Here is a 15,567-nt window from a genome sequence, read left to right as displayed (position 1 = left end):
TCCATCTACTTTGCTAAAAGACAAAACAGGCTTTAGATCAAGGTCCAAATTCATTACCACAAGCTTCAAATGGTGTTCGCCACGCTATTAAATAAATGTGCTTTTGGTAGCAGCTCTACCAATCAAAATGTATTCATAGGGGACTTGGTAGAGAACTTAATCCGTTTCATAGGTACGTTGATAAAAAAATCGGATTTCAATGTACCTCGAAGACACTCCAATCTTTTTCCAAAAAATCTAGGGCCACATCTTGATCAAGTGGTTTACTAATCAAATATCCCTGAATCTTATCACAGCCGTGGTCTCGTAAATAACTAAATTGCTTCTCATATTCAACACCCTCCGCGATAACAATATCATTCAGTTTGTGTGCCATGGATATTATATCTCCAGTAATCGCCTCTTCTGGCTTCAGAACCAGCAATTTATCAATAAAGCTTTTATCGACCTTTAGATAATCAATGTTCAGTTCCCTTGCACGGGAAAACGAGGAGTAACCTGTTCCGAAATCATCCATTAGTATTTTCAACCCAGCAGCTCTCAGCAAATTAATCACTGAGTTAATTTCTGCTCTGTTTGTAGCAAATATTGATTCTGTAAGTTCAATGCCAATTCTTTCTGGATTCAGATGCATCCCCTTTACCATCTGCAACAACCTATCGGCAAAATCATTATCCAATATCTGAATCATCGAAATATTAATCGTAACGGAGATTGTATTGTGGCCATTTTCTTTCAGTTTGTCTAAAAAGTGAAGGGCCAAAAGAGTAATTTTTTCTCCTAAAGGAACGATTAAGTTCATTTTTTCAGCTATTAAAATAAACTCAAGGGGAGGAACTAAGCCATATTTTTCGCTATTAAGTCTGGCTAACGCTTCGAACTCAGTAACTCGGTTGGAAGCAATATCAAAAATTGGCTGAAATTGTAAATACAATCTATCAGTCTTTGTACCACTTACAATTTCTGTTATTTCTTGTCCGATATCGTTCTCTCGAACAATCTGGGCATCTAATTCCGGGCTGTAGAATATAATATTGGTGCTATTACTATTTTTTGCTGCAATCTCGCTAGTATTCATAAGTTTTTTCAATAACGTATCCGTGTCGGGCACATTTGATTGGTCTATTCGCAGTATCCCTATACCAGTGCCTATGCCATGGGCATAAAGATATGACCTTAATATTTCAGATACTTTTTCACAAAAATTATCCAGTTCTTTTTTCACTCCATAATCTTTCACATAAAAAATGAAACTGTACTCGGATGGAGTGAATAGGATGTAATTTTCGTTGCAGAAGGCCCTTAAAGAATCAGTAATTCGTTTCAGAATCGTTTGGCTATACCGAAATCCGTATCGAAAGTTTAAAGTGTGCATATTAGACAGATTGAGGCATACCAATGCCCGCTTATTTGGCGAGGAAATAATGGCATCTTCATTCAAGGTTTTTTCCAACACAACGCGATTATACAGTCCCGTCAGCAAATCGTGCTCATTGTTGTATTTCAGATTATTTTCAATTCTTTTACGCTCGGTTATATCTGAAATAATGCAGATATGACTATCTACATTTTCTCCTAAACTGGCAAACTGAGACAGCGACATACTAGCCCAAATAATAGAGCCATCCGGTTTAATATAGCGTTTTTCTCTGGGGTGTTGTGCGATTTCATCTGTCTTTAATTGTTTGTAGTATGCTAAATCAGCATCCAGATCATCCGGATGGGTTATATCCCTCCACGTAACGTTTTGCAGTTCTTCTTTTGTACGACCAAGAATTTTTGTATACATCGGGTTAATACTTATATCTTCAAATTCTTCATTTTTCATATGATATTTTCCGTTCATTATAGCAATCCCAACAGGGGCTTGATTAAATATCCTGGAATAGAATTTTTCTTTGACTACTTGCGTATTAATCTTTTTAATATAGGTAGCAATTTTGTCTTTGTAATTTTTCAGAAGCGTTATGACCACAAGAACGCCCACATTGGAAATGATGCCCGGCAACGATATGCCTGAATTGTATTTAATCATAATTGCAACTGCAATAATAAGGTTGATGGAGTTCATTGATACAGATGTGATATACCCTAATTTGTTTTCTTTCAATACAAGATATATTGATATTAACAACTGAATTTGAACAGCAAGCCCTCTGATTGCCGTTGCATTAATAAATTTTGAATCTATTACAATATTTTTATCTAATAAAAATATTTGCAAGGCGGAAAGAACTATATATGCAAGAATGCTTATGAATAAACTTATGTAACTCATTCTATGGTCTATAACTTCTGTTATGTTAAATCTGTTCCTTTGAAGCTCGTGATATATAGTAAGAAGAGGTATCAGCATAATGACAGGCGCCATCTGAGGTAATTCATGAAACTGGCTGCTTAAGACGACATCAGTAATTGTTCCAAGAAGAAGAGCCGAGACTAAAGATAAGAGAATTATGCTTGATTTCTTTTTGATGATACTGTCCGTGGCTTTTCTATTCCACCGATATAGCGTCAATAGGCCTATTAGTGTAAAACCTATATAGTAGGCGTAAAACATCCAGTCCCAAACATTATGTTGCGCTACATTTATCCAGCCATAATTTGTTTGCTGGAGATTATATGGGTACGGGTTGAATCCATTGGGGATAACAAAAGCTAGCAAACATAAGAAAGCAGGTAAATATAGACATAAATATAGGCATCTCTTTTTATACAAAGAAGTTTTACCCGTTATCGTCAAGATAAAATGAAGCAAGATTGCATAAAATGTGCTCCAACCAATCGCGGAAAAACGCCGGAAAATTTCTGACCTTGCTGCATCAGATGCAATGGTTGATAACGCCATGCCAGACGACCAAATAATAATCGCGATTGAAAGGGCCAAAAACAATCTGTTGGCTGGTGCTTTATGATTGCTTTGAAATGTAAATATCCCAACAGTCTGGACAATAATACACACAGCAAAGAATATTAGTGAAACCATAAAAGTACTAAGCATTTTTCCCGTCCTTTTTTAGTGCTAACTAAGCAGCAAGATAAATTGGTTGGGGTGTCTAGGTCACCACCATCGATTGAATGATACTATAATTAAAACTATTTCTTTTTTATTTGTTAGAAATATGGCCATTTATTTACACATAAAAGAGCGAAGCTGAACATAAAGAATGTACCACTCACCCCTATGCATTTTCGAGCTAAGTCTCTATTATGTTCTATAACTACCCCCAAAATCGATACAATCGCAAGGTTGAATCTTCGAATATATGCCATTTATTACTTTCAATTCTACCATTAGAACGGTCTTTATACAATGAATAAAATAAATAACGTTCGCGTCGAACACTTTGGGATGAAAAAGATAGAACTCTCCCACTGTCTACTGGATAGGCTACACTTAGTTGGACAGATTTCTTAAGGTCAAGTAAAATGAATCCCTATGAAACGAAAAGACATCACGATGACAAAAGAGCACGCAGAGATTTCACCGATGAATTCAAAAACCAAGTAGTTCAACTGTATTTGAACGGAAAATCAAAGTCATCAATTATTAAAGAATATGATTTAAGCCCATTTTCCCTAAACCGTTGGGTCAATAAGCATCAATTTTTTGGCTCATTCAAGGAAAAAGATAATCGCAGTAAGGCTGAAAACGAGCTCCTTGAGTTAAAAAAAGAGAATAAAAGCTCTAGATGGAAAATGATATTTTAAAGCAAGTGGCGCTGATACTAGGACGAAAGTAGAAGTCATCAAGGCTAACCAAGACAATTACTCGATATCAGCAATGTGTGCTGCCCTAAGTGTTCCCGGGAGTACATTCTATTATAGTGTAATAGAATTTCCTAAAGTTAAAATCCACTTTCCCCATCAATTACATACCCATACACTCTTCCTGTTTATCTAAAGTTTTAGCTTGCCGTTTTCCTATCTTGCTCCAATTGATAAATCCATAGATATCATTCACAAGGAAAGCCACAAAGCATACCGCAACAGACAGGTATGAAAGTTCTTGAATCGTTGCCAAAACCCATAAAACAATAAGCACAATGTCATTGGAAGCATATCCAATAGCATAGTAGGGACTTCTTCTGAAAGTAAGATATACTGCGATAAAACTCGTTGTTACAGATATGGTACTTGGAATAATGTATGACGTATGAAAGTATTCCAAAATATAATAGAATCCTAGGGTAACAAATATGGTAAGAACCCCTAGAAAAGCCCATTCTCTTTGGGATAAGTGATTAACTTCCACTTCTGCCCTATTTCCATTGTAGGGGTTCTTCAACCAAGAAATCAGGGAGAACACTGCCATCGGCATGGTCATTCCTAGATAGGTAATCATTTCTCCATAATAGGAAAATTTGAACGATATAATTCCGTAAAGCAAACTGAATATAACCATGAGAAATTGACCAATCGGATTCCCTTTCGCATTAAAGATCAAAGAGGTAACACCAATCAAAGAAGCCAATAGTGTTACATGGTTGTTTCGATCAAAAAGGCAATAGGATACAGCAATCACAAAAACGGATCCAAACCACAGAATTAATTCTCCTTTCGAAAAATAATACAATTTTAATTTAATCTTATTCATTCATCCTCCCAAAAAAATAAACATCCGCATACACATCTTCATAGACCTAACGATGTGCAACGAATGCTTACAGCATTTCTACCCGGTGGCAGATATTTTCGGTTATTAAATTATCATAGAAGCAATGGAAAATCAATAGTGCAGTCTAATTTTTTGCAACATCAGCTGAATAATAGCCTCCAGCTTGGTTCTTTCCAATGCTTTCTTTAGGATACCCATCGCCTATCTTGTGGCAATTTCAACACTAGAATAGATTGATCAAAATTTATTTGCATTACGATAAATAGTTTCAAGCGTTTCTTTCGTTGTCATACTAGATAGTATCCAGGCAATCATTAGTATGCCAGGTATATTAATGAGTAATCGAGTTAGAGCAAACGTTAAACCAAGAGAGTTGACTTCAAAAAGAAACATCGGTATCTTAGTCGTTGACCAGGCTCCTATAAATATTAGAATATTGCTAAACTTTACACCCTTTTTCATGAAAACAGCAGCTACGGGGAAAGCACCATAAAGTGGTCCTGCAGCAGCAGAGCCTATAATAAATGCTAATATAACTCCTCTGGCCCCAGACTTGTCGCCCATGTACTTCACCATAGTTTCCCTGGGCACCCATATATCTAGTAGACCCAAAAGAATAAAAATTGGTGGGATAACCAAAATCATTTCTTTGAAAGAATAAGCGGTAACACTTAATGCCTTGGTACCAAAAGGGCGATTTATGAGCGTTAAAATGAGAGTGGCCCCTAGTAGAAGTAAGAAGAGTCTATATCTTTTTATTACTTTAATCATAGTGAAGTCACCACCAGACTAATTACTATGGCAACAATAAATGAAAAAATAAAGGCTAGGATATTTCTCTGTATGGTTAATTTCTTTCCAAAATATTTGACCTCAACAGGGATTGTCACAATACCAACCATCATAAGAGTTGATATAAAGGCACCGATCTGCATATAGCCAGCGCCACCTTCTAATAATAGAGCTGCAGTAGGAAAGGCAATAAAGCCCGGAATCAGCGTTATGGCACCAACGATAGCCGCTATGATAACCCCCAACCAGCCGGAAGATGGTCCGATTATTTTGGAAATGAGTTCTGGATTAATTATCGCAAGTAGTAAACCCACTAATAGGATAATCGCTAAGAATTCCGGAAGAATATTTTCAAAAGCCTTCCATGCTTTCTTCAATGCTTTTTTCGTTTTCATCTTATTTTTAGTAAAAGAAACTAGCAGTAAGATAATCGTAGCAATATACAAAGTAAGTGTCATAAACCTAAATTCCTTTCAACCTTTTATTGCCTGAAGAATACCTGCTGTCCATACAGTGACCAATTTCAGCATGTACCCTTTTGTGATTCATGTTGTACTGATGTATTGGATCATATAACTTTAGAAAGCAGCCTATTGTTTATTGCAATGTGTGTTTCAATATAGATGGTATTACCATCGCTTATTTTCTTGAGGCCTTGCCAATGTAAACCGCACCAGGCGAAGTGATAAGCTGCCCAATACTAGTCGCCAATGACTTCAGCTATCATGATAATTGCATTGTGTAAGGTTACCCAAAATATTCTTTCACTTGATAGAGCAGAAGTTTCATGATGTGATTCGTCATGATCCATCATTTTTGAACTCTGTTCATTCGTTATGTTGTAATATCCCTTGCTTTTTACGCATTTCGAATCGTGAAACAAAGAATGCTGCAAGAATACCAACCGTTAATATTACATAGGAAGTATTGTGAAAGATTTGAGATGTGCCATACGTTTCCATTATGATACCATTAAAGCTTGTTCCGATAGCACCTCCGACAAACATGTTAAAGGAGGCTAAGGACATTGCCGTTCCACGCATTTTTGGTAGCTTTTCTTGAGCCGTTGATATGAGTGTAGATTGAAGAAATATAAAGGCAATACCGAAGCCAAATAAACTAAGTCCCAAAATATAAATGTTGTTATATGCAGAAAGTGCAAAAAGTGATATTGCTCCAATAACACCTGCCGAAACCAAAAATCCATGTTTTAAAACAATCTTAAGCTTAGGTGCAATACGGCCACCAACTACAGTTCCTATACCGAACAAGGATAGTATTAAACCAACTATCATCAGGTTGTAACCTGTAATCTCCTGCAATAACTGCCCAGAGTATGTGAAACTTCCAAATACACTAAATCCCACAAAGAATATGGTGATGACAAGTCTCATAAAGCGAGGATTTGTAAGGGGTTCTTTATACGCTTTAATAAAGTTAAGTTCATTCACAACAGCTTTATCTCTCTTCAGGGATTTAAACATAACAAAGGCAAGTATGAATTCACCAATTCCGTAAATCAGATATACTAATCTCCAAGAACCCAAATACGCTAAAGCGCCGCCAATCGCAGTGGCCGTTGCACCCCCCAGAAACATGAGTCCCATAACCTTACCCAGTGCTTTGTGCCGGTTCTTATCATCAAAGCTTTGTCCTACTAGTGCCATGGTAACAGGGAAGATACCTGCGCCAAATGCACCATTCATTGCGCGAAAAAAAATGAGTGACGGTAAATTAAAAGCAAGTGAACCTAACATACTAAAGATTGCAGTTCCAATAGCAGCGATGTTAATAATTTTCACTTTACCAAAACGGTCTGAGAGCGGCCCAAATAATAAAGTGAACAGTCCAAAAGATAACATATACGCTGTAACAGATATTGCAGCGGTCGAAACAGTTAAGTCTAAATCTTTTGCGATATTAATAATCAATGGTGCCGCGGCATAATTGTCTCCATTTGCGAGAAATGCCATAAAACCGAGAATGAGTAGTAGTTTATTTTTATAAGTATCCTTTTCCATTATTGTCTCCTTATTCAACTAAAATGTACCTAGTTTGGCAACGGATCATTCTGTAATTATACTGTCTGTTGTATCACTACCTGCTAAGCAACCCTATCTACTCCTCTATGCATATTCTCCGAAGGCAGCGACAGGTCCCTATATCCATCATAAAGCCTAACTTTTAGGAAATTTCTTCTAACAAGTCAAGCGAACATCGATTGAGATATTCTGTTTTATGCGCCAATCTTTGTTGATCTGATACTAGTATGGGATAGCTATCAAGGTTTTCAAGAATATACATCAGGGTGTTATTCAGTAAACCGTTGGTATCTTTCACTTTATAGAAAACAAATTTTTCAATTCGTTTATCAGACACCAAATCTAAATCTCTAAGTTTAGAGAGTACTTTTGATATTTTTGGTTGAGATTCATCGAGAACCCCACAGATTTCACAGACACACAGTTCTTCTTTACTTAAGAGCAGAATAACACGGAGTCTGGTTTCATCTGATAACAATTTGAATATAGGAGTTAATTCCATATTGGCCACCTTTCTAAACATATGCACGTATGGGAATATGTGCATAATACTCTTGCCTTTCCATCTTGTCAAGAGCGCTGTTTATCATTTTTCTAACCACGGAATATATTTTTTCTATATAAGTCGTTTCTTTCATGGACCTCCAAATCTATTCGCATAACCATACACTGTTTGTGGCAAACTAAAAATGCAATAATTGGCAATCAAAAATACAACGGATGGCAAAAAAAGTAATTGCCAGTACAGACCTAACCAAATAACCTTTTAAGTGACTAAGCTTAAAGGGAGGAAAGGAAGTGCTGACAATTACCCACATCAATTATATACGAGAACTCTATCATGTTGAAGGACTTAGATATAGTGAAATCGTAAAACGGACAAATTGCAATTATCGCACTGTTAAGAAATACATCGAGAAAGAGGACTACAACGAGAACAATCATAAAGTACAACGAAAGAAGCGGAGTGATTCCATACGCCCCATCGTTCGCGAGATACTCTTAGAAGACCTGGAACGCCATCCAAAGCAAAGGCACACTGCCACCAGGATTTACGCCCGCCTTTCGGAGGAATATCCAGACAAATTGAAAGTCTCTGAGAGAACCGTACGAACGGTGGTCAAGGAAGAAAAACAGAAGGTCTATGGCAACAAGAAAGCCTACCTAGATCTGCAACATCCTGGAGCAGAAGCTCAGATAGATTTCGGGATGGTCAAGGTCTACGAAGATGGCGTACTCAAAAAACTCCATGAGCTCGTGCTGTCGTTTCCCTATTCCAATGCTAGGTTGCTTCAGATAACCAGAAGCGAAACCAGGGAATCCCTGATGGAAGCCATGGTAGATATTTTCAGGCACATAGGCTGTGTACCCCGATGCATCTGGTTTGACCAGATGGCAGCAGCTGCCATCCGGAAGAAGGATGACAAAGGGAAACCGGAAGTGACTGAACAATTCCTTCGATTCGCCATGCATCATGGTTTCGAAGTTAGGTTCTGCAACCCGAATAGCGGCCACGAGAAAGGTAACGTCGAAAACAGCGTCGGGTATCTTAGAAGGAACCTCTTGGTTCCTGAGCCACGGTTCACATCCCTTGAGGACTACAACAAATCTCTGTTACAACGGGCGGCCGCTCTGATGCAGAAAAAGCATTACCAAAAAGAAGAAACCATCGCCGAACTGTTTGAGGCGGAAAAGGAGAAATGTTCTCCTCTTCCTAGGGTGGTATTCGATACTGCCCGCTACGAAATTAGACGAGTCAACAAATATGGCTATATCCAGTACGAAAAGGTTACCTACTCCGTTTCACCCAAGTGCGTCGGAGACCATGTGAGTTTAAGGGTTACAGCTACACGCATAGAAATATTCACTAAGGATCTACAAAAGAAACTGTGCTCGCATACTAGGAGCTACATAAAAGGTTCTGAATCCATCCACTGGGTGGACTTCATCGATGTAATGAAGACCAGGCCTAGAGCGCTCAAATATTCCGGTATCTATGGTCTTCTCCCAACCAACTGGCAGACTTATCTGGAAAGCTGCGACAATGCAGAGCTCAAGGAGTCCCTGGGCATACTCAGGATGATTATGCTGACAGATGATTTGGCTTTTGCTAAGAAGGTCATGGATGCGGCTGGTAAGCATACAGCCATATCTTCTCAATCACTGTATCTTGCATACAAGAGACTGAAGGAGAATGTCAACACCTTCTGTGGGAGTATAGCGGTTGCTAAAGACCTGCCACCCTACCAGGTAAGCATAGATGCCTACGACTCACTCCTAGGAGGCATGTGTCATGAATGAGCGGATTGAATTCTACCAGAAAAAGCTTAGGCTTTCGCGTTCCTTACATGAGATTTATCCGGAAATTGTTGCAGAAACCCATGAGAAGTTCCTGGAAGAACTACTAGAGAAAATGCACCAGGACCGCTTGGAGAAGCAGCGCCTACGGAACCTTAAGGCTGCAGGCTTCGGAGTACAAAAAACACTGACCGATTACCGATTCGATGACATACAGTTCCCGGAGAGGCTAAATCGCGAGTCTCTCTTGGATTTAAACTTTCTTGAGGACACTCAGAATCTCATCCTATATGGCTCTGTCGGCACCGGCAAGACGCACCTTGCCATTGGGCTTGGTGTGAATGCCATTAACCAAGGTAGGAAAGCAGTTTTCTACCGGGTGCATGACTTAATCCAATTACTGGAAGAGGCCAAAGGTCGAAAGCTAGCCTCGCTCTACAAGAAGATTGACGATGCGGAGCTTCTAATCCTGGACGAATGGGGTTATCTCCCTTTGCACCAAGAAGGCGCCCGGCTCCTTTTCGACATCGTATCCAGATGCTACGAATACAAGAGCATCATAATTACGACCAACATTGAATTTAGCAAATGGAAGGGCTTCCTGTTTGATGAAAAGCTGACAGCAGCCATTGTGGATCGCTTGGTCCACCACTCCCATATGCTTTTATTTACAGGTGAAAGTTACCGTATGCGTAACTCCCTGATGAAGTAGTTTTAGTAGGTTTGTACGAATTGTACTTATGATTGCCAAAAGTTGTATTTTCTACTTGCCAAACACACATACACTGTTTTTTAGTTCAATCAATTCACAAGTCAATAATCTTCTTGTAACTCACCTTGAACACATTTCATATCTTTAGCCGAAAAAAAGAACCCTTTGAAAATATCCATCATCCGGCATTTTCAAAAGGTTCTAATTCCATTTTCTCCTAGTTTTGTACTTATATCACATGACTCTTAGCTAACCAAAAAATCAAGGCGATGCATAAAGTATTGCCAATCCTTGGATAAAGCTAGTATGTCTGTGGACAATATCATCAGATTACACGAGGCGACGTAAGGAGCATCGTCTGCGGCGTGAAAAAATAATTACTGCCTTGCATATTTATCCCGTATTGTGATTAATTGGTAAACAACGCTTGCTGCTTCTGCCCGTGTTGCATCTCCCTGCGGTTTATAATCTCCTTCAGGGTATCCACGCATGATACCTGCAAATACGATTTTGTCTACAGAGTCGGCAGCCCAAGGACTAATCCGTACTCCATCTGTAAAGGAGACTGTCGCATCCGTTTTTTGCAGAACCAAGTCAATACTATTCGTGAAATTATCCATCATGACAGCCATTTGCTCTCTGGTTATCTTTTCATTCGGCGCAAAGGTGGTATCGTCTATTCCTCTTACAATTCCTGTTTCAAAACCCCAATTGACGTAGTTGGTATACCATTGCGTAGTGGGTACATCCGTAAAACCTGCAGGAGTCGCTTTGGCTACATCTAAACCAGAAATTGTATTCGCCAACATCGTTAAAAATTGGGCTCTTGTAAGAAAATCATCCGGCAAATAGAATTTATTATCTACGCCATTTACAATTCCTCTCGCCGCAAGCTTACCAATATAATTGCTTGCCCAATGTGTTTTTGTATCCGCAAAATCAATGCTGGCAACACCTACCTGTACAGGTATGGTCCGTTTTGCTCCGTTATATTCTACATATATATTTCCAGATATCCCAGACTCATTCGTCGCTTTAAAGAGTCCGTTTACATCAATCGTGCCAATGATCGAATCGCAGGTCCATGTAAATAGACTATCCTTGCTTGCGATTGGAGCATAGCCAAATTTTGCTGTTACATTGATGTCGCGTTTTTCTTCCGAATCGATGACTAGACTCTGCACATTGGTTGTAAAGGTAATATTGTTTTGAATATCGATTTTTGTCCTTGTACTAAGTTCATCGCTTTCCGCTTCAATGATGGTAGTACCGGTGGTAGTTCCAGCAGTAAAGAGACCATTTTTATCAACAAAGCTACCCGAACCAGAATCAAGGCTGTATTCTACATCTTTTTTCAAGGCGACCTGCTCATATTGATTGTTGGATGCATAGGTTCTCAGCTGAATATCTGCCCCCGGCATGGCCAAAGGTTGACTAGGATACGTGTGTAAATGTACCACGTCGGAATTTCCACGTAGATCATATACTAGAAACAAGCCGTTGGTGGTTTTACGCTGGGATTGGCTGGAGGGTGAATTCTTCATAACCGCCTTGGAATCAATTCCTCCTTCTCTGACACCCATGACCGAGGAACCGCCCCCATCCATATTCACAACAGTGCTACAACCCAAGTCAACCAGGTGTTTTGCTACGTCTGTCAGGCCAAGACCTTCCGAAAATCCCGACTGTCTACCATCAAGCACATATAGTAAGAGTGTTCCATCTGGTTTGATACCAATAATGGTTCTCGGATTTATGTTCGTTCCACTGGAAACAAATTGATTGTTATGGTAAAGAACATAATACACGCCAATTGCTTCCTTACTGTTTGCTAGATTTCCACTGTTTTTGTCGTATACGGAAAGTTCCACCTTACTTCCAGGAACCAGCTGAGCGAGCTTAAGCGCACTGGCCGAATCTGTCACTGTTGACAGCACCAATTGATTGTCACCAATCGGTGTATTGTGACAATCATTCTTAACCTCGACAACAGTCGCCGTGATTGTGCCTCCCACCGTCAGTTTCGCACCTTCGACTGAGCCCGCATCTAATACTACTTCAACTGAATTGTTTGTAGTCTTTGTTGAGGGTGCATATTGGCGGTTAAACAGGTGTAAGGCCTTAGCCCCACCCTGTTTGACGTTAAAGTAGCCGATATCTGCATTATACTCAGTTGGTATAGATATAATTTTTGGCTGCTCAATCACATTTTCTTCCAGTTTAATTGGTCCTTCCTGGATTATTGGATTGGTAAAAGTCGTCGTAGCAACAGTAGGAACGTTAATCGTTCCTTTAAGTGTATATCTCAGATTTACTTTTTCCAGGGAAGCAAGACCTTTTTCGTCAAAAGCTATCACATATTCTGGAGCATAGCCCGAAGTTTTAATCTTATAGTCATGAATGCTTAATCCCTTTGGAACTCCAGAGGCAGTGTCATAAACGTCTCCGTTGATTCCGGCTACTACCGTGTAACCCTGATTTTCTATAGTGTTGATCATGGTATCCATCGTATATGTACCGGTAACCTCCCCTTCAAATACATAGGGCTTTAACTCCGTATCATTCGTATCTGCTTGCACATAATAGGCTCTTTCAATCCCATTAACACTATGACCCGCTAATTGTTCGTAATAGGTGGTATTATCAAAAATTTCCGATTGGGTCTCATAGTAGACGTTTTCTATGCCTTGTTGATAGGTAAACCCTGTTAAAAATACACCTGACAATAAGGACAGTGCCAAAATACCTGCTGTGGATTTATTATTATTCATAAAGATCATCTCCCTAGCTCTCTTTTTTTGTTTCTCAATTTTTACTGAATTGTAAAGAATCTTAAAAAAAATTCCATAGTAGTTCTAACTGTAATACACTTATTTCACTACAAAATAAAAAAATTACAGTTGGATAACTTCTATGGAATATCCACATCATACACCATCATCACACAAGAATATATACCGTTTTCTTATAAAAAAGGGCCAATCAAACTTCTATCTGCCAAAGGCAACAAATCTGTTCAATCGGTAAAATAGTAAGGATGTTTTCTCTTACATCAGTCGTTCATTGGAAGGTGGTACTGATTGCTATAAGCAATCTTATGGGGCCAAATTTGGAGCATGTATCTAGTCTGAAAACTTGACACTAACTCTTCTAAAGGATGTAATCATTTTATTGACAATTAACTAGATGCACAAAAAATCATCAGACACTTCGAATTGGTCCGTGCAAAACAAACCGAAGCAAAGTGACTGATGACTTGCTATCATTCTAATGTAACCTCAAACGAAAGCTACTCCGTTAGAGTACTAGAAATAAGTATATTCGCCACACCTATTACGATTCGAAATAAGGGGGCCGATTTTAGATAATCCAAGAATTCAACTGACTGGTTCGTAAGCAATGCGTCCTTCAATTTTCCTTGTTCCATTTTGATGGTCTCTAAGCCATTCTTCCAGGACTTGATAGGCTGACGTAGAAACTACTGTAGAACCTTCTAAAGCCAACAGTTCTTCGTTCGAAATATCAAGGTTTGCCTTAGAGTTGGCAAAATGATAACCTTGCAAGGTTATTGTATATGTTTGGTCATCAACTACTGGAATCCCGTCCATGGTAATAGACACGATTTCGGATGACAAATCAGAGTAGACAACCTTAATTCTAGAGTTCGTCTGATAGCATTCGCCTTCTCCATCCCTATTTTCAAGCCGCATAATATAAGAGAATATCCTTCTTAACTGTTTTCCCGTGATAGAATACCTTGTTAAACTATCATCGTAGGGAAAACATGCTTTTAATCCACCCAAGGTAACCACTGGTCCAAGTTCATTCACCCGAATCGAACCTGATCCAATAAGAACCACCTCTGTGTCCGATACATCTGCCAGGGCATCCGCAATCATGTTGCCCAGGCTTGTTTCTATTTCTCTTCTCGGATGAGTAAGTTTTTCGGAAAAACGAGTAATAATGACATTGTATTTTTCATCGACCTTATTCTTATAATTATCAATAAAGTCTTGCAGGGATTTGTCGACTTCTGAAATTGCATTGTTTATTGGAACCAATTCCCACTTCCACTCAATGATTGAGTTTGTATCATCGTCTACAACAATGTCAAACCTTCCAATTTGATCTGTGCCAACGCCAGCCTGGGTAATCAAGATATCATTGACTTTTTCCGGTTGTTCTAAAATTGTGTGAGAGTGGCCTCCGATAATCATATCGACACCCCATTCGGGCTTTAACATTTTAGCCAATTCAATATCAGACTCGAAACCAATATGGGTAAGTGCAATGGTTAAATCTATGTCGTTATTTTTATAGGTATTGCATATCTTTCCAATTTCTTCTGCCGCATCTTCAGTTGACACAAAGGTTCCAATCAATTGATCAAGAGCTAGTGCATCCATTACTTTTTCAGTAATAACTCCAATAAAAAGAATGCTAAACCCAGCTATCGACATGATAAAATATGGCTCCATCAACCGTTTCCCATATTTTTTCATATAGAGATTCGCATTTACAATCGGAAAATTTGCTACTTTTTCAAGAAACAAAAGATGAGGAAGACCATAATCTAATTCATGATTTCCTAGGGTTACAACATCTGGTGAGAGATAATTCATTATTTCTATTGTGGATACACCCTTATACTCAGAGTCAATTAGAGAACCTTGTACCATATCCCCAGCAACAACGTAAATAACATTTTCTTCTTCTTCCCTGACTTTATTCAGATACCCTGAAAGAAGGGCAAGTCCCCCAACAAGGCGGCCACTCCCTTGTCTAGCCTCTGCTAAGAAATCCCCGTGCATGTCATTAGAATGTAGAATCGTAAATTTTTTCGTGTTCTTTTTCATGGTCTTTCCTCCTTCGATAAAATTTATCTCTGACAAAACAGTATGGAAGCCATATATCTAAATACAATTCTAGGACTTGCTTAGAATTGATTTTTTAAGCACAACTCAAATAATACTCTATCTCATCCTACATCTAATCTGAGCATACAAGCTCGGAAACATCAAAGCATATCTGCATCAGCCAACACCCATTATCCAATCCACTGTGCACTAGATCTTTAATGACCTCTTATATCGGTGGTATTCCAG

11 protein-coding genes are annotated in these 15,567 nt (G+C 38.8%); 3 read left to right on the top strand and 8 right to left on the bottom strand.

Annotated elements, in window-relative coordinates:
• Positions 1 to 196: 196 nt before the first annotated feature.
• Positions 197 to 3,001 carry an EAL domain-containing protein gene (locus tag JR334_00330; protein QRN85728.1) on the bottom strand — a complete coding sequence of 935 codons (2,805 nt, stop codon included), beginning with the start codon at positions 2,999 to 3,001 and terminating at the stop codon, positions 197 to 199.
• Positions 3,002 to 3,429: 428 nt separating this feature from the next.
• Here JR334_00330 and JR334_00325 point away from each other — a divergent pair, with 428 nt between their 5' ends.
• Positions 3,430 to 3,711: a transposase gene (locus JR334_00325; GenBank protein QRN85727.1), complete on the top strand. Its 282-nt coding sequence runs from the start codon at positions 3,430 to 3,432 to the stop codon at positions 3,709 to 3,711.
• Positions 3,712 to 3,871: 160 nt separating this feature from the next.
• Here the strand turns inward: JR334_00325 and JR334_00320 are convergent, their stop codons facing one another.
• The 5 genes from JR334_00320 to JR334_00300 all read right to left on the bottom strand — a co-directional run bounded on the left by JR334_00320 (position 3,872) and on the right by JR334_00300 (position 7,954).
• Positions 3,872 to 4,597 (bottom strand): nicotinamide mononucleotide transporter, encoded by a 726-nt coding sequence (locus JR334_00320; GenBank protein ID QRN85726.1) that lies wholly within the window; start codon positions 4,595 to 4,597, stop codon positions 3,872 to 3,874.
• A gap of 258 nt (positions 4,598 to 4,855) precedes the next feature.
• Complete coding sequence (locus tag JR334_00315; GenBank protein ID QRN85725.1) at positions 4,856 to 5,389, bottom strand: permease; 534 nt, start codon at positions 5,387 to 5,389, stop codon at positions 4,856 to 4,858.
• Entirely contained in the window at positions 5,386 to 5,868 is a 483-nt protein-coding gene (locus JR334_00310; GenBank protein QRN85724.1) for a permease, read from the bottom strand. The genes JR334_00315 and JR334_00310 overlap by 4 nt, the downstream gene beginning before the upstream one ends.
• A 369-nt stretch (positions 5,869 to 6,237) precedes the next feature.
• Positions 6,238 to 7,431 (bottom strand): MFS transporter, encoded by a 1,194-nt coding sequence (locus JR334_00305; protein QRN85723.1) that lies wholly within the window; start codon positions 7,429 to 7,431, stop codon positions 6,238 to 6,240.
• A gap of 163 nt (positions 7,432 to 7,594) precedes the next feature.
• The gene (locus JR334_00300) at positions 7,595 to 7,954 is read right to left on the bottom strand and encodes a metalloregulator ArsR/SmtB family transcription factor (GenBank protein QRN85722.1); all 360 of its coding nucleotides are present in this window, start codon (positions 7,952 to 7,954) and stop codon (positions 7,595 to 7,597) included.
• Between the two features lie 296 nt (positions 7,955 to 8,250).
• Here JR334_00300 and istA point away from each other — a divergent pair, with 296 nt between their 5' ends.
• Positions 8,251 to 9,753, top strand: a complete 1,503-nt coding sequence (istA, locus tag JR334_00295) for an IS21 family transposase (GenBank protein QRN85721.1) — start codon at positions 8,251 to 8,253, stop codon at positions 9,751 to 9,753.
• Positions 9,746 to 10,462 (top strand): IS21-like element helper ATPase IstB, encoded by a 717-nt coding sequence (gene istB / locus JR334_00290; GenBank protein ID QRN85720.1) that lies wholly within the window; start codon positions 9,746 to 9,748, stop codon positions 10,460 to 10,462. Before istA ends, istB begins: the two co-directional genes overlap by 8 nt.
• A 377-nt stretch (positions 10,463 to 10,839) precedes the next feature.
• On the opposite strand, the gene JR334_00285 is transcribed toward istB, so the two are convergent.
• Positions 10,840 to 13,233, bottom strand: coding sequence for an S-layer homology domain-containing protein (locus JR334_00285; GenBank protein ID QRN85719.1), 2,394 nt, complete (start codon positions 13,231 to 13,233; stop codon positions 10,840 to 10,842).
• Positions 13,234 to 13,839: 606 nt separating this feature from the next.
• The gene (locus JR334_00280; GenBank protein ID QRN85718.1) at positions 13,840 to 15,318 is read right to left on the bottom strand and encodes a bifunctional metallophosphatase/5'-nucleotidase; all 1,479 of its coding nucleotides are present in this window, start codon (positions 15,316 to 15,318) and stop codon (positions 13,840 to 13,842) included.
• Positions 15,319 to 15,567 lie beyond the last annotated feature (249 nt).

The organism is Clostridia bacterium, from assembly GCA_016887505.1.
In the GTDB taxonomy this organism is placed as follows: domain Bacteria; phylum Bacillota; class TC1; order TC1; family UBA5767; genus UBA5767.
Note: the sequence above shows the minus strand (reverse complement) of the source record. Positions and strands in the feature narration are given on the sequence as shown.